Source organism: Pandoraea capi, assembly GCF_902459735.1.
Lineage (GTDB): Bacteria > Pseudomonadota > Gammaproteobacteria > Burkholderiales > Burkholderiaceae > Pandoraea > Pandoraea capi.
In genome coordinates this window covers 675,193-697,108 of record NZ_CABPRV010000001.1, presented here as the reverse complement: position 1 = coordinate 697,108, position 21,916 = coordinate 675,193, and the positions used below count along the sequence as shown (strand labels likewise).

Here is a 21,916-nt window from a genome sequence, read left to right as displayed (position 1 = left end):
GCAACCTCTTAGCCGCGTTGGCCGAACATCATCTGCCGTGCGAAAGCCGTTTTCAGTGGCGGAACGAGGTCCAGACTGGCGAGCGCCATGCCACGCAGCACGGCCACCGGCGTGGCGTCGATGCCGAACACCCGGGGCAGCAGATCGGTAATGCGGATGGTCAGCCCCCGGTCGGTGCGGCGACGACGCGCGAAGGCGGTCAGTGCCGCGGGGCCGGGAACGCCCCGGTGGGAGGTGGTCGCGCGGCTGTCGCGCACGAGCGCGTCGGCAAGGTCGAAGGCGTCGCGCAGGCCGAGGTTGAGTCCCTGTCCCGCGACCGGATGCAGCGTTTGTGCCGCGTTACCGATGGCGGCGACGCGCGCGTCGACCACCTGCCCCAGTGCGTTCAGGCCGAGCGGGAAACCCGCGCGTGCGGCAATCGATGTGAATTTGCCCATTCTGTCGCCGAATGCCTGATGGAGTTCGGCGAGGAAGGCGGCGTCGGCCAGCTCACGACGGCGTTCGGCCTGCGCGTGCGAGCAGCACCACACGAGCGCGTAGCCGTTTTCCTGCGGTAGCAAGGCGAGCGGGCCGTCCGAGGTGAAGCGCTCCCACGCCCAGCCGATGCGCGGCCGTTCGCAGGTCACGAAGCCGACGAGCGCCGTCTGCCCGTAATCGCGGGCGCGCGGGCGTGCCGTCTGCCCCTCGAACAGGCCGCCTTCGGCATTCACCGCGAGCGTGGCGTGCAGCGTGTGCGCCTGATCGTCGAGCGACGTGCCGAGGGTGATGGTGACTTGCTGACTGTCCTGACGCAGAGCGATCGCGCGATAGGGACGGAAGTGATGCAGACCCGGCGTATCCGAGTCGAGCACGTCGTGCTGTCCGGACCTGGCCGAACCGGCCTGCGGCGCGTGCGCGAAGCGGGCGGGCAACTGCGCGGTCGCGGTGTCGAGCGCACGCATGAGGGCGCCGTACCGGACAACGTAGCCGAGCGCCGGCACGCCGTGATCGAGGTAATCGATTTCGGTGCTGCCGAAGCGCTGCGCCTGCGACACGTGAATGTGCTGGATCGGCGTGCCCGGTAGCGCAGGTGGGGCACCGCGCTCGTGCGGCCACGCGCCGGCGCGCGCGAGGATTTCACGGCTGCCGTGCGAGAGCGCGAGCGTGCGCGGGTCGTCGTAACCCGCTTGCGGGCCGCGCCCGTCCACCAGGGCGATTCGCAATTGCGGTGCGCGTTGCGCCAGCAGCAGCGCAAGCGTGGTGCCGACCGGGCCGGCACCGACGATGGCGACGTCGAACCGGCCGACGGCGCGCGGGGGCGTCGTCTGTGCGTCGGTGGGTGACGTCGCTGAAGTAGCGGAAGCCTGAGCGTTCATCATCGGTCGTCCATACGGTCGCCTGCGCGTTGCACGTGGCCCATCAGCCGCGCATGAGCGCTTCGATCTCGTCGGCATCCACGGGCACGTCGCGCGTGAGCAGCGTGCAACCGCCGGCGGTCACGACCGCATCGTCTTCGATGCGGATGCCGATGTTCCAGTAACGCTCGTCGATGTCCGGGCCGGGACGCACATAAATGCCCGGCTCGATGGTCATCACCATGTTGGCGGTCAGCGTGCGCCACGGACGCTCACCGTCCGGGCCGTCTTCCCGATACTCGCCGCAGTCGTGCACGTCCATGCCGATCCAGTGGCCGGTGCGGTGCATGTAGAAGCGGCTGTAGGACTTGTTGGCGATGACGTCGTCGAGGCTGCCCACGGTGTCGCGTTTGAGCAGGCCGGTGTCGAGCATGCCCTGTGCGAGCACGCGCACGGCAGCGTCGTGCGGCGCGTCGAAACGCACGCCGGCACGGGTTGCGTCGATGGCCGCCTGCTGCGATGCCAGCACGATGTCGTACAGCTCGCGTTGTGCCGGCGTGAACTTGCCGTTGGCGGGGAACGTGCGCGTGATGTCCGACGCGTAGCCGTCGAGTTCGCAGGCGGCGTCGATCAGCACGAGGTCGCCGTCGCGCAGTTCCGTGTCGCCTGCGCGGTAGTGCAGCACGGTCGCGTTAGCGCCCGTTGCGACGATCGAACCGTATGCGGGGAACTGGGAGCCGTGGCGGCGGAATTCGTACAGCAATTCCGCTTCGAGATGGTATTCGCGCAGTCCCACGCGCGACGCTTTCATCGCCCGCACGTGTGCATCAGCGGAAATCTTGCCGGCGCGCGCCATGATGTCGAGTTCGGTGCTGTCCTTGACCAGACGCATCTCGTCGAGAATCGTGCGGACGTCGCGGGCGACCGATGGGGCCGACACCCCTGTGCGGCTCTGGGCGCGCACGGCGCTCAGCCAATGACGCACCTGGCGGTCCTGTTGCGCCGAGGCGCCCAGCGCATAGAACAGGGCCGGTGCGTCGGCCAGCAGTTGGGGCAGACGCGTGTCGATTTCGTCGATGGGGTACGCGGCATCGAAGCCGAAGGTCTCACGCGCGGCTTCCGGACCATAGCGGTAGCCGTCCCAGATCTCGCGCTCTTCATTCTTCGCGCGGCAGAACAGGATCGACTGACCGGTGCGGCTGTCGAGCACGACAACCGCTTCGGGCTCCGTAAAGCCCGAGAGGTAATAGAAGTAGCTGTCGTGACGGTACGGGTAGTCGCTGTCGCGGTTGCGCGGCACTTCCGGCGCCGTGGGCAGAACGGCGACACCGCCACCGGCCTTGCGCATCTGTTCGATGACTCGCTCGCGGCGGGCACGGTACGGAGAATCAGACATCGCGGGCTCCATTTCGGGGAATTGGTTCTAATTCGGTCGTGAGGTCGTGGGTTTGGGGACGTCACGACCCGTTCAGGCGATTCTACTGCCGGGGGCGAGGTCGTGCCGGGCGCGGACTTCGGCGTCGAGCGCGGCAAGCTGCGCCGGTGTACCGACGTTTTCCCAAACGCCGTCGAAGCGCTCGCCGCTCGCCTGCCCTGCGGCAATCGCGCGGCGATACAGCGGCGTGAGCGCCAGGCAGGTGCCGGGGGCAATGCCGTCGAACAGACGCAGGTCGTAAAGCGCGATGTTGCCGAACGTCAGCGGCATGGCGTTCGAAGGTGCATCGTCGGGCAATGAGAGGTGGCCCGTCGCGTCGAGCGCAAAGTCGCCTTTCGGATGAAACGGCGGATTCGGGACCATCACGAGATGCATGCCGGGCTCGGCCTGCGTAGCAAGACGCGCCGCTTGCGGGCGAAGCGTGGCGTAGTCGTAGGCGGTGAAGATATCGCCCGATACGGCGAGAAACACGTTGCCGTCGCCTTCGAGCAATGTTCTGGCGTTCGCGATGCCGCCCGCCGTCTCCAGTGCCTCGGCTTCGGCGGAATACGCGAGACGCGCGCCGAAGGCACTGCCGTCGCCGAGCGTGGCTTCGATCTGCGCGCCCAGCCACGCGTGATTGATGACGATGTCGGTGAAGCCCGCGCGGGCAAGCGCCTCGATCTGCCAGACGACGATCGGCTTGCCGCCGACGCTCAGCAGGGGCTTGGGAGTGGTATCCGTGAGCGGACGCATGCGTTCGCCGCGTCCTGCGGCGAAGATCATCGCCTTCATGCGCCGGGCCTCAGAACGTGTAACCGACATCGACCTGCTGGCCGGTCAGTTCGTCGAGCAGCCCGGCCAGCGGACGCAGCGGCGCGTAGCGGTCCGCGACCTTGCGGGCGTAATCGATAAAGCGTGGCGTATCGGCGAGATAGCGCGGCTTGCCGTCGCGGTAGTTGATGCGCGCGAAGATGCCGAGCACCTTGAGGTGGCGTTGCAGCCCCATCCACTCGGCCTGCCGGTAGAACTCGCCGAAATCCGCGTCGACCGGCAGACCGGCCTTGCGTGCACGCTCCCAGTAATACGCCAGCCAGTCGAGCTGACGCTCCTCGTCCCAACTGAGGAACGCGTCGCGCATGAGCGAAATGACGTCGTAAGTGAGCGGGCCGTAGACGGCATCCTGAAAATCGAGAATGCCCGGGCCGGTCGTGCCCGGCAGACCCGGCATCAGGTTGCGCGGCATGTAGTCGCGATGCACGAACACCTTGGGCTGCGCGAGTGCGCTCTCGATGAGCAACTGGTTGATGCGATCGAGCGTGGCGCGCTGCGTGTCGCTCAGCGCCACCTTCAGATGCTTGCCGACGTACCAGTCCGGGAACAGGTCGAGTTCGCGCTGGAGCAGCGCCGTGTCGTAGGCGGGCAGCACCTCCGGGCGCGAGCTTTTCTGCCAGACGATGAGCGCGTCGAGCGCGGCGCGCATGAGCGGGCGAGCATTATCGTCGTTGAGCACGTCGAGATACGTCTCGCGTCCCAGATCCGTGAGTAGCAGGAAACCCTGCGCAAGATCCTCGGCCAGTACCTTCGGGGCTTGCAGGCCCGCTTCGGCCAGCAAGCCGGCGATGTGCACGAACGGACGGCAATCCTCCTGCGGCGGCGGCGCGTCCATCACGATCAGGCTCGGATGCGCCGGATCGTGGCTGCCGATGCGGAAGTACCGCCGGAAGCTCGCGTCCGCCGAAGCGGGGGCCCAGTTCGTCATGTCGAGCGAGAACGCGCCGGACACGCTGGAGAGCCAGTGGTGAAGGGCTTGCAGGCGGGGATCGGTGGTGTCGGCGAGGGCGCTGGAAGCGTTGGAAACACTCGCGGATGCGGTGGGGTGTGCTGTCATGATGGGGGCGGTAAACGTCTTGCCATATAATACCCGATCATGTTTTCCAGACGCCCTGTTTCTCGACCTCGATCGACCGTCCCGAATGTCCCGGCAAAGCCGTCTGGACAGGCGGGATTGGCTGCCCGCAAGCGGCGCCTCGATTGTCACGCTGTTTGCGTACATGCCGGATAAACAAGTCCATACGAATGAAGTCTCGTCGCTGCGGCGCATGATGCGCACGCGACGCAAGCCACTGGCGCTCCTGCTCTCCCTCCCGGGCGTGTGGTGTTCGCTCGCCGGTGCGCAGGAAGCTCCCCCGCCCGATATTGCCAAGAGCGACGGTCTCGTACTGAGAACGGTGCCGGCGCTCGTCGACAACCCGCTTGGAGACGGCAACGACGTGCCGATGTACGTGCGGGGCATGCATCTCTCCGGTCGGACCAATGTCGATGCGACGGTCGATGACGACGCCGAGGCGCGCAAGTACCGCTCGTTCGTGAAGGGCGACCGCCTGACCTACGACCAGGACACGGACGAGGTCGTGGCTCACGGGAACGCCCGTCTGTCGCAGGGCGGCAATCTGTTCACCGGCCCCGAGGCCCATATGTATACCGGCGCGGGCGATGGCTACATGCTCACCCCGACCTACCGGCTTGTCTCCGGCGGCGGGGGCAAGTCGGAGCGCGCGGATATCGAGGCGAACAACGTCATCACGCTGCAACGGGGTACCTATTCGGGGTGTAGCGCCTGTGCGGAAGAGGGCAAAACCCCGGCGTGGTACATCAAGGCGTCGGAATTCGAGTTCGACCAGGAGCAGCAGGAAGGCACGGCGTACAACGGCATCCTGTTCTTCCAGGGCGTGCCGATTCTCGCCAGTCCGTACCTGTCGTTCCCGACGTCGAACGAGCGCCGTTCGGGATTTCTGGCGCCGACGTTTACGCAATCGAGCCGCACCGGCTTCGAGCTGGCCACGCCGTATTACTTCAATATCGCGCCTAACCGGGACCTGACGATTACCCCGCGCTTCATGACGAAGCGAGGTGTGATGGGCGTTGCCGATTTCCGGTACATGGAGCCAACCTACGGCGGCCTGTTCCACATCGAATACCTGCCGAAGGATCGTGTGACGGGTGACGCCCGTTACACGTTCACGTTCCAGCACAGTCAGTCGCTGGGCTATGGCGTGAACGCCTACGTCAACTTCACGAAGGTGTCCGACGATACGTATCCGGACGATTTCGGCTCGGGCACGAACTTCCAGACCGGAGTTCAGCGCGTGTACAACCGCGAAGCGGGTCTGACGTGGAGTTACGGCGACTGGTCGTTCCTCGCGCGCGTGCTGAAGTATCAGACACTGGCGCCGAGCACGCCGCAGTACGAATCCGTGCCGGAGCTGTCGGCGACGTATAACAAGCTTGACTTCCACGGCTTCGATTTCACGATGCCGATCCGGTATAACCGTTTCCAGATCGCTTCATGGACGGGGCAGCCGAACGGCGAGCGGATCTACGCGCAGCCCACATTGAGCTACCCGATCCTGACGCCCGGCTATTTCGTCGTGCCGAAGGTCATTTTCAATGCCGCGTCGTACAACGTTGACTATGCGAGCGGATCGACGATGCAGTCGTCGATCACGCGTACGGTGCCAACGGTCAGCCTCGATACCGGATTGACGTTCGAACGCCCGCTCACGCTGTTCGGCACAGCCATGAAGCAGACGTTGGAGCCGCGGTTGTTCTACGTCTATACGCCGTACCGCAATCAGAGTTCGATTCCGATTTTCGACAGCGCGACGGCCGACTTCAACCTCGCGGAAATCTTCAGCGAGAACTCGTTCATTGGCGTCGACCGTATTCAGGACGCGAACCGTGTCACGGCAGCGCTGACCTCACGCCTGATCGACGCCGAAACCGGTGTGGAACGCGGGCGTATCTGGTACGCACAGCGCTACAACATTCAGCAGTCGCGCGTGACCATGCCGGGCGGGGTGCCGGAAGACGCCGGCGTATCCGACTTCCTGGTCGGCGGCTCGGCCCTGCTATACCGGAACGTCACTTTCAGTTCCGCCGTGCAATACAGCCCGAGCACATCGCAGTTCAACCGCTCGGACGTTGGCGTGACGTGGCGTCCCGGCGAGCGCAAGGTACTCAACCTGTACTACCGCTATCTGCGCAATCCGCCGCCGGTCGTGGGACAAACCGCATTGACGGTCTCGCCGATCAATCAGATCGAACTTTCCGGGCAGTGGCCGATCACACCGCGATTCGGCATCGTTGGCCGCCTGAACTACAGCATCACGGACAAGACGTTCATCGATGCCCTGGCGGGTTTCGAGTATGATGCCGACTGCTGGGCCTTCCGGGTGGGGCTCCAGCGCTACGCGACCAACGCTACGACGACGACCTCGCGCATCTTCGCGCAGTTGGAGTTGAAGGGCTTGACCAAGTCCGGCAACAGCGCCACAGAAGCCTTCAAGGTCGGGGTGCCGGGCTATCAACCGCCGCCGACGAACCAGATTCCTTCTCGATTCAGCAACTATGAATGACATGTTTGTGAAGCGTGCCTCGCTGTTAGCGGGCCTGTCGGGCTTGTGCCTCGCCGCCGGGGTGGCGGTGGCTCAGCCGGCGCCGGTCAGCGCCAGAACGGCAGGCGCGCCCGCGTCGTCTGCACGGGCGGTCGATTCCATCGTCGCCGTGGTCAACGACAGCGTGATCACCCGCAAGGAACTCGACACGCGTATCGAGGAAGCCAAGCACCAATTGACGCTCGCCAAGCGCCCGATCCCGGATGCCGACCTGCTGCAACGTCAGGTGCTCGAGCAGATGATCGTCACGCAGGTGCAGCTCCAGCGTGCCAAGGAAGACGGTATCGTCGTGAAAGACGCCGACGTCGAGCAGGCATTGCAGCGTATCGCCGCCGACAACCGTCTGAGCGTCGATCAGTACAAGGCGCGTCTGTCGCAGGCCGGCGTACCGTGGGACGCCTTCCGCAAGGAAGTGCGCGAGCAGATCACCATGGCGCGTCTGCGCGATCGCGAGGTCGACAGCCAGGTGCAGGTGAGCGACTCGGAAATCAATTCGTATCTCGCCGCGCAGCGCGGCGCGACCGCCACACCGACGGAAACGGAATACCGCCTGAGCGAGATTCTGGTGAAGCTGCCGGACGGCGCAACGCCCGATCAGGTCAACGCAGCCCAGAAAAAGGCGGCCGAAGCGCTCGACAAGGCGAAGGCCGGTGGCGACTTCGCCGCACTCGCCAAGCAGTACTCGGATGCCTCCGATGCGGCGAACGGCGGCGACATGGGCTTCCGCATTCCCGAACGTATTCCCGATCTGTACCTGAATCAGGTTCAGAAGCTGCAAGCGGGCACGGTCGTGCCGCAGGTGCTTCGCAGCAACAACGGTTTTCACGTCATCAAGCTGGTCGAAACCCGCAAGCAGGGCGGCGATCAGGGCATGACTGTGCCGCAGATCCACGCCCGTCACATCCTGATTCCGGTGGGCGACGGCGTTTCGGAAGAGGCAGCACGCAAGAAGCTGCTTGATCTGAAGTCGAAGATCGAAGCGGGGCAACTCGACTTTGCCGTGGCAGCGCGCGAGAACTCGAAGGACGGCTCGGCGTCGCAAGGCGGCGATCTCGGCTGGATTTCGCCGGGCGAGACGGTGCCTGCATTCGAGCGTGCCATGTCGGAACTCAAGGACGGCCAGATCAGCGATCCGGTGCGCTCGGAGTATGGTTACCACCTGATTCAGGTGCTGGGCCATCGCGAGTCGCAAGTCTCCGGCGATCAGGAGCGCAACCTTGCCATGCAGGAACTGCGTGGACGCAAGGCCGAGCAGCAATACCGCGACTGGTTGCAACAGCTGCGCGACAGCGCTTACGTCGACTACCGTCTGAGCAGCGCGCAGCAGTAAGCGCCGCGTGAGACGTTCCTCGACTCCATTCTCTTTTCAGGCATGACTTCGGACCGGTCCTTCGTTCTCGCCATCACCACGGGTGAACCGGCGGGCGTCGGGCCGGAGTTGACGGTGCAGGCGCTCGTGAAGTGCCTCGCTGTCCCGGAGACTTCCGCCGCTTTCCCGGCTTCCTCGCCGGCTTCTTCCCCGCCCGACGCTTTGCTCGCCCGATGCCGGTTTGCCGTGCTCGGCGATGCCTCGTTGCTCGCCACGCGGGCGCAGGCCGTGGGGTTGGGCGACGCTTGGCAGCAGTTGCTCGCCGATGGCCGTGTGCGCGTCGTGCATCACCCGCTTGCGGTGCCCGTCACGCCGGGGCAACTCGACGCCGCCAACGGCCGTTACGTACTGGCGTTGCTCGACGACGCCATCGACGGCGCCATGGCCGGTGCCTACGATGCTGTGGTCACGGCGCCGCTGCAAAAGAGCACGATCAACGATTGCGGCGTTGCCTTCACCGGACACACCGAGTATCTCGCTGAGCGTACGGGCACGCCGCGCGTGGTGATGATGCTCGCCGGGGGCGGGCTGCGCGTCGCGCTGGCCACCACGCATCTGCCGCTGGCGCAGGTGCCCGGTGCGATCCGTCGCGACGAACTGCTGCAAACGCTCGTCATCCTCCATCAGGACCTGATGCGCTATTTCGGCGTGACACGTCCGCGCATTCTCGTGACCGGCCTCAACCCGCATGCGGGGGAGTCGGGCTATCTCGGGCGCGAGGAGATCGACGTCATCACCCCGGCGCTGGACGATGCGCATGCCGTCGGCATCGACGCGCGTGGCCCGTATCCGGCCGATACGCTGTTTCAGCCGCGTCACCTCGAAGGGGCCGACGCCGTGCTCGCCATGTACCACGATCAGGGCTTGCCGGTGCTCAAGTACGCCAGTTTTGGCGCCGGCGTCAATATCACGCTGGGCTTGCCGATCATCCGCACGTCGGTCGATCATGGCACCGCGCTCGATCTCGCAGGCACGGGGCAGGCCGAAAGCGGCAGCCTTCTGGAAGCATTGCGCACCGCCGCGACGATGGCGGCCAATGCCGCAACACACGCACAACTGACCGCAGGTGCGAGCGGCGACCCGCACGCCGCCCAGCCGTAGTCATAAGGAATTTCACATGAGTAGCGCATCGAAGCGCACGGGCGTCCAACAGGGCCACGTGGCGCGCAAACGTTTTGGTCAGAACTTTCTCGTCGACATGGGCGTGATCGACGCGATCGTGAGCGCGATCTCGCCGCGCCCCGACGACCTGATGGTCGAAATCGGACCGGGTCTCGGCGCGCTGACGACGCCGCTGACCGAATGGCTCGCGCATCTGCATGTGGTCGAGCTCGACCGCGATCTGGTCACGCGCCTCACGCGCAAGTTCGGTGAGCGCGTGAGCGTTCATGCGGGCGACGCGCTCGACTTCGACTTCGGCTCGCTCGTCCAGGCCGATCGTCGTGACGAAGCGCCGCTGCGCATCGTCGGCAACTTGCCGTACAACATCTCCAGCCCGCTGCTATTCCATCTCATGCGCTACGCCGCGCTCGTGCGCGACCAGCACTTCATGTTGCAGGACGAAGTGGTCGAACGCATGGTGGCGCCCGCGGGCTCGAGCAACTACAGCCGCCTGTCGGTCATGCTTCAGTATCGCTACTGGATGGACAAGGTGCTGGATGTGCCGCCCGAGGCGTTCAATCCGCCGCCGAAGGTCGATTCGGCCGTGGTGCGGATGATTCCGCGTGCGGTGGCCGATTTGCCGGAGGTCGATCTGGACGTGTTCGAAGCGGTCGTCGCGCAGGCGTTTTCGCAGCGTCGCAAGATGCTGCGCAACACGCTGCACAGCTATCGGGATCGCGTGGATTTCGACGCGCTCGGTTTCGACCTCACGCGTCGCGCCGAAGATGTGCCGGTCGACGAGTACGTGAATCTCGCACGCGCCATCAGCGGCGCCGGTTCACAAGGCTGATCCCGACGAAGACGAGCACGACGGCGCCGCCGAAGCGCCAGCCGACCGACTCGCCGAGAATCAGCACGCCGAACGTCACGCCGAAGAGCGGGCTCAGGAACGAGAACGACGCGAGGCGGGCGGCGCTGTAACGCGTGAGCAGCCAGAACCAGATCAGATAGCTCGCAAACGCCACGCCAATGGACTGATAGACGAGACTGATCCACGTGGTGGCCGTCATCGGTCCGATGGCCACATTCCCGGTCGCCAGCGCCAGCAGACACAGCAGCACGGCCGAGACCGCGAGCTGATACAGCAGTGTCTTCGACGGCGCAGCCGTTGCCAGCCGAGACGCCCGTACCACCACCGTCGTCATCCCCCAGAAAATGCCCGCGAGGATCGCCAGCAGATCGCCGGGCCAGGTCTTCGCGATATCCGCGCTGCTACCGTCCGAGAACGCCACCACGATGCCGCAGAACGCGATGGCCATGCCCAGCCATTGCGCCGGTCGCAGCCGCTCGCTCGGCACGGTCCAGTGCAGCCCGATGGCGGTAAAGCACGGCGCTGAGTAGAGGAAGACCGCCATGCGCGAGGCGGTCGTGTGGGTGAGACCGACGAAGATGCAGAGGAATTCGAGCGAGAACAGCACGCCGGCGAGGATGCCGGCGGGCAGGGTGCCGTCGCCGGTGATCAGGCGCTGACGCCGCAACACCATCCATCCGCCGACAAGCAGCGTGGCAATGACGGAGCGCAGGCCCGCCTGCAAGACGGCCGGCACGACCGGTACGGCGAGTTTGACGGCGACCTGCTGGCCGCCCCAGATCATGCACAGGCCCAGCATGATCGCGAGTGCGGTGGCGTCGACCGGACGCGGCGTGGTTTTCATGGAATTGATTCGGATGGCGATGTATCGCGCACGCGGTGCGCAGTGCCGACCATTGTCACCGATCCTGATAGGGCATGCATGATTCTGGTGCTGCCAGTGCGGGTAATCTCGGCTGTCGTTCGATTTTGATCTGCACATTGTTCTGCCAGACGGCACAATGTCTCCCCGAATCCCTGGTTTATTCGCCTGGCACGCGGCGCTAGAATCCTCCGCGAGGCCGTGTTTGCCTCCCGATTTCGTTTTTCGTTACCGCCGTATTCAGCACCAGATCAGCACCGAAGCTCATGTACAAGAAAGGCTCAGCCGTTGAATTGCAGTTCTCCCCGTCACGACTCAACGACGGAGCCGGCGATCCGTTCTGGATCGATCTCACGCGCGAAGAAGCGCAGGCATTGTCCGATGCGCTGCAAAGGCATCTGGCGCGCCCGGCCGACGACGCCTCGGGAACTGACGCGCCGCTGACGTTCTCGCTGCTCGATCCTCAGGTGCCGCCCGCCGCAGAGGTGACACACGCAGACGCTGGCACGACGCTATCCCATGCCATCGAGCCGCCGGCGCTCGCGTCACGCCAATGGGTCTGCGTGATATGCGGATGGATTTACGACGAGGCGACAGGCTACCCCGAAGATGGGATTGCGCCGGGTACGCGCTGGGAGGATGTGCCGCAAGACTGGCGTTGCCCGTTGTGCGACGTGGGGAAAGACGATTTCGCGATGGTCGAGTTCTGAGACGCTGCGCAGGACGCGTGCGATCGCCGACGTTGCAAACGACACGGCCGCCCGGGCAGGGCGGCCGTTTTCACATCGGCCACATCCGCAACGCTCGACGTCGCCGGTGTGGCCTGCCTGTCGGCTCGACCGCAGGGCGTGTTCCCGCCCCGTCGGCCGATGGCGGCTGTCTTACAGACCGCCCTTGCTCGAGTGCTTCTGGATCAGTTCGATTTTGTAGCCGTCCGGATCTTCGACGAAGGCGATGACCGTGGTGCCGCCCTTGACCGGACCGGCTTCACGCGAGATTTTGCCGCCGGCCGCGCGAATCGTATCGCAGGCGAGGTAGGCGTCTTCGACTTCGATGGCCAGATGGCCGAACGCGGTGCCGATTTCGTACTTTTCCACGCCCCAGTTGTACGTCAGTTCGAGCACGGTGTTCTCCGACTCGGAACCGTAGCCGACGAACGCCAGCGTGTACTTGTACTCAGGGTTCTCGCTCTGACGCAGCAGTTGCATGCCGAGCACGCGCGTGTAGAAATCGATCGAGCGCTGCAGGTCGCCGACGCGCAGCATGGTATGGAGCATTCGCATGGTGTTTTCAGTGTGGGGACAACGAAAACTTAATTGTACCCGTCGCCATGAAAATGAACACCATTCATGTTGCGTTGAGCGATTTTTGAATTTGAAAAGCGAGAGATTGCGATATTTGCGTGCCGTCGCCCACTCAGAATTCCGGCAGCCACTCGGGCGCGTGTGATTTGAGCGTGTCGCGCGCCGCCTCGAATTCCGGGAAGATCGACGCCACGGCCTGCCAGAAGCGGGGTCCGTGGTTCATCTCCTTCAAGTGCGCCAGTTCGTGCGCCACGACGTAGTCGATCACGCCGAGCGGGAAGTGGATCAGACGCCAGTTCAGGCGAATGCGTCCGTCGGCGCTGCAACTACCCCAGCGCGTGGTCGCAGACGACAGCCCCAGCGCCGTATAGCGCACGCCAAGACGCTCGCCGTAGACCTCCAGCCGTGTGGTGAAGAGCTTGCGGGCTTCCTGTTGCAGCCAGCCTTGCACGCGGTCGCGCATCTGTTCGGACGCGGCCTGCGGCGGCAGATCGAGCCACAGCGTGTGCGTATGGATGTCGTATTGCGCGGCGCCGGCGCGACCGCCCAGACGCACGGTCAACGTATGGCCGAGGTACGGCAGCGTCGCGCCGTCGACCCATGTCACGCGGGGAATCACCCGTCGCGCCGCGCGTTCGCGAAACTCGGCGATCTTGCTGAAGATCCAGCGCTTCTTCTCGACGACAGCGGCTTCGACATCGGCGATCGTCACCCAGCGAGGGGCCGTCACGGCCAGTCCCGATTCGTCGATCATGAAACCGATGGTGCGGCGTGAGGAGCGCTTGAACCGGTAGTAGAGGGCGTGGCCGTCGAGCATGATGACGCGCTCGCCCGGGGCCGGTGCGCGTCGCGGACCACTGCCTGGCGAGGTCGTCAGATGCGTGTCGGCGGTGCTGGGGTGGGCGGACGCGCTCACCGGCGAGGCCGGCGGGGCAGACGCCGCAGGGGCATCCGTGGCGACGCCGTTGGCTTCGGCGGCAGGACTGCCGAACAAGTCGAGTTCCATCTGGGGTGCCGAGGTCTCATGCCGGTCCCGGCTGTCGCGTGCGTTGCCGGTCTGGCGGGGGTCGCGAGTGGCAGGTTGGGCTTTCGACATGAGACGGTCTCGCGTATTGCGCAGTCAGGTCCGGGGCTTCACGTCGGAGGCCTCTGAAGCGTCTCCCGCGTCGGAAGCGCCAGCCCTCGGTTTCGACGTATAGGCCGCCGGGTCGATCCGTATCATCTCGCGTTCGATCCACTCGGCGACGTCGGCATTGACGGCTTCGGCGGTGCGGCCTGCCGTCTCGATGACCGGTCCGATGGAGACGATCACTTCGCCGGGAAACTTCAGGAACGAGTTGCGCGGCCAGACACGTCCTGCATTGTGGGCGATGGGCACGACCGGCGTGCCGGTGGCCGTCGCCAGACGGGCGCCGCCCGACTTGTACTTGTTGCGCGAACCGGTCTTCGTGCGTGTGCCTTCCGGGAACATGATGATCCAGTTCCCTTCGGCCAGTCGATCACGCCCTTGCTTGACGACCGAGGCGAACGCGTCGGTGCCCTTGCGTCGATCGATGTGAATCATGCTCAGCAGACCCAGCGCCCAGCCGAAGAACGGCACGTAAAGCAGTTCACGCTTGAAGACGTAGCACAGCGGCCGCGGCATCAGCGCCGGCAGCGCCACCGTCTCCCACGCCGACTGATGCTTCGAGAGCAGAATCACCGACGTCTTCGGCAGGTTCTCCCAGCCGATCACGCGGTAACGCATGCCACAGAGCTTGTCGCCCACGCGCGTGACCACCTTGCACCAGCCCACCGCAAACCAGTAGCGCTGGTGACGCGTCAGGAACGGGAACGACACGATGCACGCGATGGCATACGGAATCGTCCAGACGATCTGGAAGATGAAGAAGAGAGTCGAGCGAAGTTGCTGCATGGGCGTCGGGTCTGAGTCGGGCGTCGCGGCGGTTGTCTTGGTGGGCTTGCGGGCGAGTACGGGAGATCGTGACGATGGCGCTCAGGCGTCTTCGTCGGCGAGCAGATCGTTGACGAAAGCCGCGAGACTATCGTGCACGCGCGTGCCGTCGGGCAGGTTGCCTGCGGCGAGCGTCTTCTTGCCTTTGCCGGTGAGGACCAGATGCGGTTGTGCGCCCACGGCGGCGGCGGCCTGAAGATCGCGCAGCGAGTCGCCCACGGCCGGCACGCCGGTCAGATCGACTTCGTAGCGACGCGCAATTTCCTGGAACAGACCGGGCTTCGGCTTGCGGCAATCGCAGGCGTCGACCGAGGTATGCGGGCAGAAGAAAACGGCGTCGATGCGTCCGCCGGCGGCAGCCGCCAGCTTCGACATCTTCGCGTGCATGGCACCGAGCGTCGCCATGTCGAAAAGACCGCGCCCCACCCCCGACTGGTTCGTCGCCACGACCACGCGGTAGCCCGCCTGATTGAGCCGGCCGATGGCCTCGAGACTGCCGGGCAGCGGCACCCACTCATCCGTCGACTTGATGAATTGATCCGAGTCGACGTTGATGACGCCGTCCCGGTCGAGAATCACGAGTTTGCGGGCGGCGGGGCCGAGGGTGCGATCTTTGCGCGAATCCATGAGTAGCTCAGTTGACTCGTTGGAACATCACGCGGCGAGCTTCGAGAGATCGGCCACGCGGTTCATCTGGAAGTGCAGGTTCTTGAGCAACGCGAGGCGGTTGTTGCGCAGTGCCTCCTCGTCGGCCATCACCATTACGTCGTTGAAGAAGGCGTCGACCGCGTCGCGCAGTTCGGCGAGCGCAGAGAGCGCTTGCGCGTACTCGCGTGCCTCGAACTTCTGCTCCACGGCCGGCGTCACCTTTTCAAGCGCCGCCGCCAGGGCCTTCTCGGCCGGCTCCAGCAGCAGGTCCGGCGAGATCGTGCCGTCTGCGGGCGGGGCCGTCTTCTTCAGGATGTTGCCGATACGCTTGTTCGCCGCGGCGAGTGCTTCGGCTTGCGGCAGCGCCGAGAAGGCGCGCACGGCGTCCAGACGCTCGATCAGATCGCCCAGATACTTCGGCTGATCGGCCAGCACGGCTTCGATCTCGTTCGCGGCGTAGCCTTGCTCACGCAGGTAGCCGCGCAGACGGTCGAGCACGAACTGGTAGACGTCGCCCAGATACGCGGAATCGGCCACGCCCGTCGTGAACTGCTTGTACGTGACGTGCAGCAGTTCCGGCAGCATGGCCGGCAGACGCTTCTCGATGAGCATGCGCACGATACCGAGTGCATGACGACGCAGTGCGAACGGGTCCTTCTCACCCGTCGGTTGCAGGCCGATGCCCCAGATGCCCACGAGCGTTTCGAGTTTGTCGGCCAGCGCCACTACGGTGCCGGTCTGGCTGGCGGGCAGGGCGTCGCCGGCGAAGCGCGGCTGATAGTGTTCCGAGCAAGCGAGCGCGACGTCGGTGTCTTCGCCGTCGTGACGCGCGTAGTACGTGCCCATCGTGCCTTGCAGTTCCGGGAACTCGCCGACCATGTCGGTCAGCAGGTCGGCCTTGGCGAGCAGCGCGCCGCGCTCAGCGAGCTTCACGCCGTTCGCGTCGGCGCCGATCATGTGCGCGATCGCGCCGGCGAGCTTCACCAGACGCTGCGTGCGCTCGAACTGCGAGCCCAGCTTGTTGTGATAGACGACGTTCGCGAGCAGCGGCACACGATCGGCGAGCGGCTTCTTCTTGTCCTGCTCGAAGAAGAACTTCGCATCGGCCAGACGCGGGCGCACCACACGCTCGTTACCCGTCACGATCTGCTCGGGCTGGCTCGTCTCGATGTTGGAGACGATCAGGAAGCGGTTCGTCAGACGGCCGCCGTCGGCGAGCGGCTTGTCGGTGAGCGCGAAGTATTTCTGGTTCGTCTGCATCGTGAGAATCAGACATTCCTGCGGCACGGCCAGGAATTCCTTCTCGAAATGGCAGGCGTAGATTGCGGGCCATTCGACGAGGGCGGTCACTTCGTCGAGCAGCGAATCGGGCATCACCACGTGATCGTTGCCGGCAGCGGCGAGCAGACGCTCGCGAATCGCGTCGCGACGGCCCGAGAAACTGGCGACGATCTTGCCTTCGGCCTCCAGCGTGGCAGCGTAGGCGTCGGCGTTCGCGACCGTGACTTCACCCTTCGACAGGAAGCGGTGGCCTTGCGTCTTGTTGCCGGAGGCGAGGCCGATGGCCGTCGCCGGCACGATCGTGTCGCCGTGCAGGGCGATCAGACCATGCACCGGCCGCACGAACTGCACCGTCTCGCCATCGGGACGCTGATAGCTCATCACCTTCGGAATCGGCAGCTTGCCCAGCGTTTCGTCGAGCGAGGCTTGCAGCGCGTCGGCCAGTTGGGCGCCGGCGGCGGTGTAGGTGTGGAAGAAGGCTTCGGCCTTGCCGTCCATGGCGCGTTCCAGGCTTGCGACCGGCAGGTCGGCGAAGCCCATCGCAGCGAGTTTCTTCGCGAGCGGCGGCGTGGGGTTGCCGTTGGCGTCGAGCGCGACGGACACCGGCAGGACCTTGGCGCGAATGGTGGCGTCCGGGGCGCGGTCGAGCACGTTCGTGATCGACACGGCCAGACGGCGCGGCGTGGCGAACGACGTGACGACGCTCGCTTCGGTCACGAGACCGCGCGAGCGCAGGCCGTTGGCGATACCGTCGGCAAACGCGTCACCGAGACGCGCCAGTGCCTTCGGCGGCAGTTCTTCGGTCAGCAGTTCGACCAGCAGGGTGCGTTGTGCGGTGCTCATCATGCGGCTTGCGTTTGAGTTTTTGCGGCGGGGGCGTTCAGCATCGGGAAGCCGAGCTTTTCGCGCGAAGCGTAGTAGGCCTGTGCGATCAGACGCGACAACGCGCGGATACGGCCGATGTACGCCGCACGCTCGGTCACCGAAATGGCGCCGCGCGCGTCGAGCAGGTTGAAGGTGTGTGCGGCCTTGAGAATCATCTCGTAGGCGGGCAGCGCCAGTTCGGCTTCGATCAGACGCTTCGCTTCGCTCTCGTAGTTGTCGAAGAAGCTGAAGAGCATCGGCTGGTTCGAGTGCTCGAAGTTATACGTCGACTGCTCGACTTCGTTCTGATGGAACACGTCGCCATACGTCAGGCGGCGCTTGACCGGGCCGTCGACCGTTTGCTCTTCCCATTCCGTCCACACGAGGTCGTAGACGTTCTCGACCTGTTGCAGATACATGGCCAGACGCTCGATACCGTACGTGATTTCGCCGAGCACCGGCTTGCAGTCGAGGCCGCCGACTTGCTGGAAGTAGGTGAACTGCGTGACTTCCATGCCGTTGAGCCAGACTTCCCAGCCCAGACCCCAGGCGCCGAGCGTGGGATTTTCCCAGTCGTCTTCGACGAAGCGCACGTCGTTTTCGGTCAGGTCGAGGCCGAGCGCGCGCAGCGAGCCCAGGTACAGGTCGAGGATGTTTTCCGGGGCCGGCTTGAGCACCACCTGATACTGGTAGTAGTGCTGCATGCGGTTCGGATTCTCACCGTAACGGCCATCCTTGGGACGGCGCGACGGCTGCACATAGGCGGCGCGCCACGGCTCCGGGCCGATCGCGCGCAGGAACGTGGCAGTGTGCGAGGTACCGGCGCCGACCTCCATGTCGTAAGGCTGGAGCAACGCACAGCCTTGCTTGTCCCAGTAATCCTGCAACGTCAGGATGACTTGTTGAAAGGTAAGCATGATGAATTCGCGCGGACGAACAGGAAAATATGCGGATTTTGCGCAGTCTTCCGGCCCGGCCGCGAGCGCGGCCGAAAGACTAAAACGTTGAATTTTAGCGGGAATTCGACCCGCGCGGGGCGCTGATGGCCCCGGGATGTTACGACGGGGAGATTTTCACATCCCCCGATGTCGTTTCCATGGATGGCGCTGGCGCGTCGATGCCCGGATCGCCGCTCAGCGCGCGCGGCGCGTCATGGCCAGACCGAGGCCGAGTGCGATAAGGGCGAGCACCAGTGCGGGCACGTTGCCGAAGCGCACGTACGGGGTGAGGCCGCTGTACGGTTGTACGTTGCCGGTGAGCGTACCCACGGTCATGGCGGGCAGACGTCCCTGCACCTTGCCGTGCGCGTCGATGATGGCGGTGGCGCCCGTGTTCGTCGCCCGCAGCATCGGACGCCCCGTCTCCAGCGTGCGCATCCGGGCGATCTGCAAATGCTGGTCGAGCGCGATGGTGTCGCCGAACCACGCCAGATTGGTCGAGTTCGCCAGCACTGTGGCCGGTTCCGGCATGTTGCGCAGCGCCTGCGCAATTTCCTCGCCGAACAAGTCCTCGTAGCAGATGTTGAGCGCCACGCGCTGATCCCGGATCGGGAAGCCGCCCGGCGTTGCCGTGCCGCGCAGGAAGTCACCCAGCGGGATGTGCATCATGTCGACGAACCAGCGAAAACCCCACGGCACGAATTCGCCGAAGGGCACGAGGTGGTGCTTGTCGTAGCGATAGAGCGTCTGATCGCGCGGCGTCACACCGAACAGGCTATTGGTGAGATCGGTCGGGCCGCGATCGGTGATCGTGGCGCCGACAGCGCCCAGCACCACATGCGAGCCGGTACGGTCCACGAATTCGCGAATCGGCGTGGCGACCTCGGGCGGAATGCCTTGCAGCAGCACCGGAAACGCGGTCTCCGGCGTGATGATGAGGTCGGCCGGTGCGGCCACGATCATGTCGCGGTACATCGCCATCGCGTGGTCGATGCCCGCGCGCTCGAACTTCATGTCCTGCGCCACATTGCCTTGCAGCAGACGTACCGAGAGCGGCTTACCCGACGGCGTCGTCCAGGCGTGACGCGCCAGTCCCGCGCCCACGCCCATCAATGCGAGTACGCCCACGACCGCCACGAGACGTCGCATCGTACGTGTTGCCGCCACGACGGGAACGAGCGCGCGAGCGAGCCATGCTGCGGCGAGCGCTGCAAGGCCGGCGATGCCGTACACGCCGAGCAGCGGCGCGAAACCTGCGAGCGGGCCGTCGACATGCGCGTAACCGGGGGAGAGCCAGGGAAAGCCGGTGAAGACGGTGCCGCGCAGCCATTCGGCGAGCGTCCAGGCGCCTGCGAAGGCGAGCACACGCCAGGGGCCGGTCGCCGTGACCGAGCGCGTGACGAAGGCGGCGAGCGCGGGATAGATCGCGAGGTAGATCGAGAACAGCACGACGGCGGCGCCGGCCATGGCGCCGGGCATGCCGCCGTAGGTATGCATGCTGATGTAGAGCCACCAGATGCCGGAGACGAACGACGTGAGCCCGAAACTGCCGCCCAGCCAGAGCGCGTGACGTCGCGAGGCGCTGCGCTCGACGAGCGCAAACAGACCTGCCATGGCGAGCAGTTGCAGCCACCAGAGATCGCGCGGGGCGAAGGCCAGGGTTTGCGCGATACCGGCCAGACCGGCGAGCACTCGGGCACGCCAGGCCAGCCACGAGCGCCGCTCGGGCGCGTGGACGGTCATTTCCTGCATGGATCGATGAATGGGAGTTACTCGGCTTCGATGGCCGGTGCCGGTTCCACGCGCCGCAACAGCAGCATGTGGACCTGACGGCCGTCGGCGCGCAGCACCTCGAACACGAGATTGCCGATGCGCATACGCTCACCCCGGCGTGGCACACGGCCGAACTGGTGCGTGATCATACCGCCGATCGTGTCGTTCTCGTCATCGTGGAACTGGGTGCCGAACGCTTCGTTGAACTGCTCGATTTCCGTGAGCGCGCGAATGCGATATGTCCCGTCGGGCGCAGCGATGATGTTGTCTTCTTCTTCATCGAAGTCGTACTCGTCCTCGATGTCGCCGACGATCTGTTCGAGCACGTCTTCGATCGTGATGAGACCCGCCACACCGCCGTATTCGTCCACGACGATGGCGATGTGATTGCGATTGACGCGGAAGTCGTGCAGCAGCACGTTCAGACGCTTCGACTCCGGAATGAACACGGCCGGGCGCAGCATGTCGCGCACGTCGAAATCATGATTCGCGTAGTAACGCAACAGATCCTTGGCGAGCAGAATGCCGATGATGTTGTCGCGATTGCCTTCATAGACCGGATAGCGCGAGTGCGCCTGTTCCAGTACGAACGGCATGAATGCTTCGGGGGTCTGTTCGATGTTGATGGCGTCCATTTGCGCGCGCGGCACCATGATGTCGCGGGCGCACAGATCGGCCACCTGGAATACGCCCTCGATCATCGCCAGAGAATCGGCGTCCATCAGGTTACGGGCGTGGGCGTCTTGCAGAATTTCGAGCAACTCTGCGCGCGACTCCGGCTCCGGGGAAATCAGATCGGTGAGGCGTTCGAGCAGAGAGCGAGGTTTTTCGGTGTTTTTTCGACCGGGTCGACTGGGATAAGGGTCGTTCATGACGGCGCGTCCAAGTTGGGCGGACGCCGAGCTGTTACAGGAAGCTCAAGGATACACCAGATGTGCGGCATCGCCGCGTCAGGCGGTGTGTGGGAGGGCGTCGTCCGGGCGTGCTGCGCCGTTGCGCATATTTCAGGACGTTTCCGTCGCCCGCTCGCGACAATCCGGGGGCTTATCTTGCACCGCAGCGGTGCAGCAACGCCTCTAGCGCGAGGTCGGGCATGCCCGCTTCGCGCAGCGCCTTGACGGTCCGGGCGACGTAATCGTGCGTGGTGCCGTAGCGTCCCTGCGCCTGATCGAAGACCTGCCGCACGATGTCGTCGGACAGGCGTCCTGCGTAGCTCACGGCTTCGCGCCGCATGACGAACGCCAGCCCCGGCTTGGCGCGGCCGTCCGCCAGTTGGCAATTCAGCCACATCGGACGGTACGACCCCATGGCCATTTCGCGATACCAGAGCGTTTCGAGTTCGGTGCGCGCGTGACGCGCGGCCAGCCGCATGGCCACGCCGGCGCACGAGCCGCCCCGGTCCAGTGCCAGCACCAGCCCCGGTTGTTCGGGCGTGCCGCGATTGACGCGCGACCACAGATACAACCCCCGGTGATAGCCATGCACGCGCGCGTGATGGCTTTCTTCGACGGGCATGCCGGGATTCCAGATGAGCGAGCCATACGCGAAGATCCAAAGGTCCTCGCGGCCGTCCCAGTCGACGAGCGCGGCGTCGAGCGACTGGCTCATTTCTTCTTGTGTCAGATGACGGGAGGCGCCGAGGTCCGGCGGATAACGCGTGCATCCCGGGCCGCTCGACGTGCTGGTCTGCGCGCTGTCGCTGGCGTCAGGGGCGTCCGGTCGGTCGGGAATGCGGTCCATAGGGCG

The 21,916-nt window shown here is 65.0% G+C and carries 19 protein-coding genes; 5 read left to right on the top strand and 14 right to left on the bottom strand.

Features of this window, described 5'->3' with window-relative positions:
- Positions 1-8 precede the first annotated feature (8 nt).
- The 4 genes from PCA20602_RS03075 to PCA20602_RS03060 form a co-directional block, all read right to left on the bottom strand.
- A complete protein-coding gene (locus PCA20602_RS03075) occupies positions 9-1,355 on the bottom strand; it encodes a UbiH/UbiF/VisC/COQ6 family ubiquinone biosynthesis hydroxylase (protein WP_150720022.1) in 1,347 nt (448 codons plus the stop codon).
- Positions 1,356-1,398: 43 nt separating this feature from the next.
- Entirely contained in the window at positions 1,399-2,730 is a 1,332-nt protein-coding gene (locus PCA20602_RS03070; protein ID WP_150719894.1) for an aminopeptidase P N-terminal domain-containing protein, read from the bottom strand.
- Between the two features lie 72 nt (positions 2,731-2,802).
- Entirely contained in the window at positions 2,803-3,543 is a 741-nt protein-coding gene (gene murU / locus PCA20602_RS03065) for an N-acetylmuramate alpha-1-phosphate uridylyltransferase MurU (RefSeq protein WP_150719893.1), read from the bottom strand.
- A gap of 10 nt (positions 3,544-3,553) precedes the next feature.
- Positions 3,554-4,639, bottom strand: coding sequence for an aminoglycoside phosphotransferase family protein (locus tag PCA20602_RS03060; protein WP_150719892.1), 1,086 nt, complete (start codon positions 4,637-4,639; stop codon positions 3,554-3,556).
- A 163-nt stretch (positions 4,640-4,802) separates the two neighbouring features.
- Between PCA20602_RS03060 and PCA20602_RS03055 the strand changes: the two genes are divergently transcribed.
- Genes PCA20602_RS03055 through rsmA form a run of 4 tightly spaced genes read left to right on the top strand, consistent with a single transcriptional unit; the run spans position 4,803 to position 10,525 of the window.
- Positions 4,803-7,166, top strand: a complete 2,364-nt coding sequence (locus tag PCA20602_RS03055) for an LPS-assembly protein LptD (protein WP_174980742.1) — start codon at positions 4,803-4,805, stop codon at positions 7,164-7,166.
- Positions 7,159-8,535 carry a peptidylprolyl isomerase gene (locus tag PCA20602_RS03050; protein ID WP_150719890.1) on the top strand — a complete coding sequence of 459 codons (1,377 nt, stop codon included), beginning with the start codon at positions 7,159-7,161 and terminating at the stop codon, positions 8,533-8,535. Before PCA20602_RS03055 ends, PCA20602_RS03050 begins: the two co-directional genes overlap by 8 nt.
- 42 nt (positions 8,536-8,577) lie before the next feature.
- Complete coding sequence (gene pdxA / locus PCA20602_RS03045; protein ID WP_150719889.1) at positions 8,578-9,675, top strand: 4-hydroxythreonine-4-phosphate dehydrogenase PdxA; 1,098 nt, start codon at positions 8,578-8,580, stop codon at positions 9,673-9,675.
- Positions 9,676-9,691: 16 nt separating this feature from the next.
- Complete coding sequence (gene rsmA, locus PCA20602_RS03040) at positions 9,692-10,525, top strand: 16S rRNA (adenine(1518)-N(6)/adenine(1519)-N(6))-dimethyltransferase RsmA (protein ID WP_150719888.1); 834 nt, start codon at positions 9,692-9,694, stop codon at positions 10,523-10,525.
- On the opposite strand, the gene PCA20602_RS03035 is transcribed toward rsmA, so the two are convergent.
- Complete coding sequence (locus PCA20602_RS03035; protein ID WP_150719887.1) at positions 10,500-11,390, bottom strand: DMT family transporter; 891 nt, start codon at positions 11,388-11,390, stop codon at positions 10,500-10,502. The two genes, rsmA and PCA20602_RS03035, sit on opposite strands and share 26 nt — an antisense overlap.
- Before the next feature lie 284 nt (positions 11,391-11,674).
- Between PCA20602_RS03035 and PCA20602_RS03030 the strand changes: the two genes are divergently transcribed.
- Entirely contained in the window at positions 11,675-12,118 is a 444-nt protein-coding gene (locus tag PCA20602_RS03030) for a rubredoxin (RefSeq protein ID WP_150719886.1), read from the top strand.
- 171 nt (positions 12,119-12,289) lie between these two features.
- Here the strand turns inward: PCA20602_RS03030 and gloA are convergent, their stop codons facing one another.
- The 9 genes from gloA to PCA20602_RS02985 all read right to left on the bottom strand — a co-directional run bounded on the left by gloA (position 12,290) and on the right by PCA20602_RS02985 (position 21,910).
- A complete protein-coding gene (gene gloA, locus PCA20602_RS03025; protein WP_150719885.1) occupies positions 12,290-12,691 on the bottom strand; it encodes a lactoylglutathione lyase in 402 nt (133 codons plus the stop codon).
- A gap of 133 nt (positions 12,692-12,824) precedes the next feature.
- Positions 12,825-13,718 carry a M48 family metallopeptidase gene (locus tag PCA20602_RS03020; RefSeq protein ID WP_174980770.1) on the bottom strand — a complete coding sequence of 298 codons (894 nt, stop codon included), beginning with the start codon at positions 13,716-13,718 and terminating at the stop codon, positions 12,825-12,827.
- Between the two features lie 114 nt (positions 13,719-13,832).
- On the bottom strand, positions 13,833-14,627 hold the full coding sequence (locus PCA20602_RS03015) for a lysophospholipid acyltransferase family protein (protein WP_150719884.1): 795 nt from the start codon (positions 14,625-14,627) through the stop codon (positions 13,833-13,835).
- 81 nt (positions 14,628-14,708) lie between these two features.
- Positions 14,709-15,293, bottom strand: coding sequence for a D-glycero-beta-D-manno-heptose 1,7-bisphosphate 7-phosphatase (gmhB, locus tag PCA20602_RS03010; protein WP_150719883.1), 585 nt, complete (start codon positions 15,291-15,293; stop codon positions 14,709-14,711).
- A gap of 27 nt (positions 15,294-15,320) precedes the next feature.
- Positions 15,321-17,441 (bottom strand): glycine--tRNA ligase subunit beta, encoded by a 2,121-nt coding sequence (gene glyS, locus PCA20602_RS03005; RefSeq protein WP_150719882.1) that lies wholly within the window; start codon positions 17,439-17,441, stop codon positions 15,321-15,323.
- Positions 17,438-18,376 (bottom strand): glycine--tRNA ligase subunit alpha, encoded by a 939-nt coding sequence (gene glyQ / locus PCA20602_RS03000; protein WP_069341019.1) that lies wholly within the window; start codon positions 18,374-18,376, stop codon positions 17,438-17,440. The genes glyS and glyQ overlap by 4 nt, the downstream gene beginning before the upstream one ends.
- A 216-nt stretch (positions 18,377-18,592) precedes the next feature.
- Entirely contained in the window at positions 18,593-20,149 is a 1,557-nt protein-coding gene (gene lnt, locus PCA20602_RS02995) for an apolipoprotein N-acyltransferase (protein ID WP_150719881.1), read from the bottom strand.
- A 17-nt stretch (positions 20,150-20,166) separates the two neighbouring features.
- Entirely contained in the window at positions 20,167-21,042 is an 876-nt protein-coding gene (locus PCA20602_RS02990; protein WP_150719880.1) for a CorC family transporter, read from the bottom strand.
- 172 nt (positions 21,043-21,214) lie between these two features.
- Positions 21,215-21,910 (bottom strand): gamma-glutamylcyclotransferase, encoded by a 696-nt coding sequence (locus tag PCA20602_RS02985; RefSeq protein ID WP_150719879.1) that lies wholly within the window; start codon positions 21,908-21,910, stop codon positions 21,215-21,217.
- Positions 21,911-21,916: the final 6 nt, after the last annotated feature.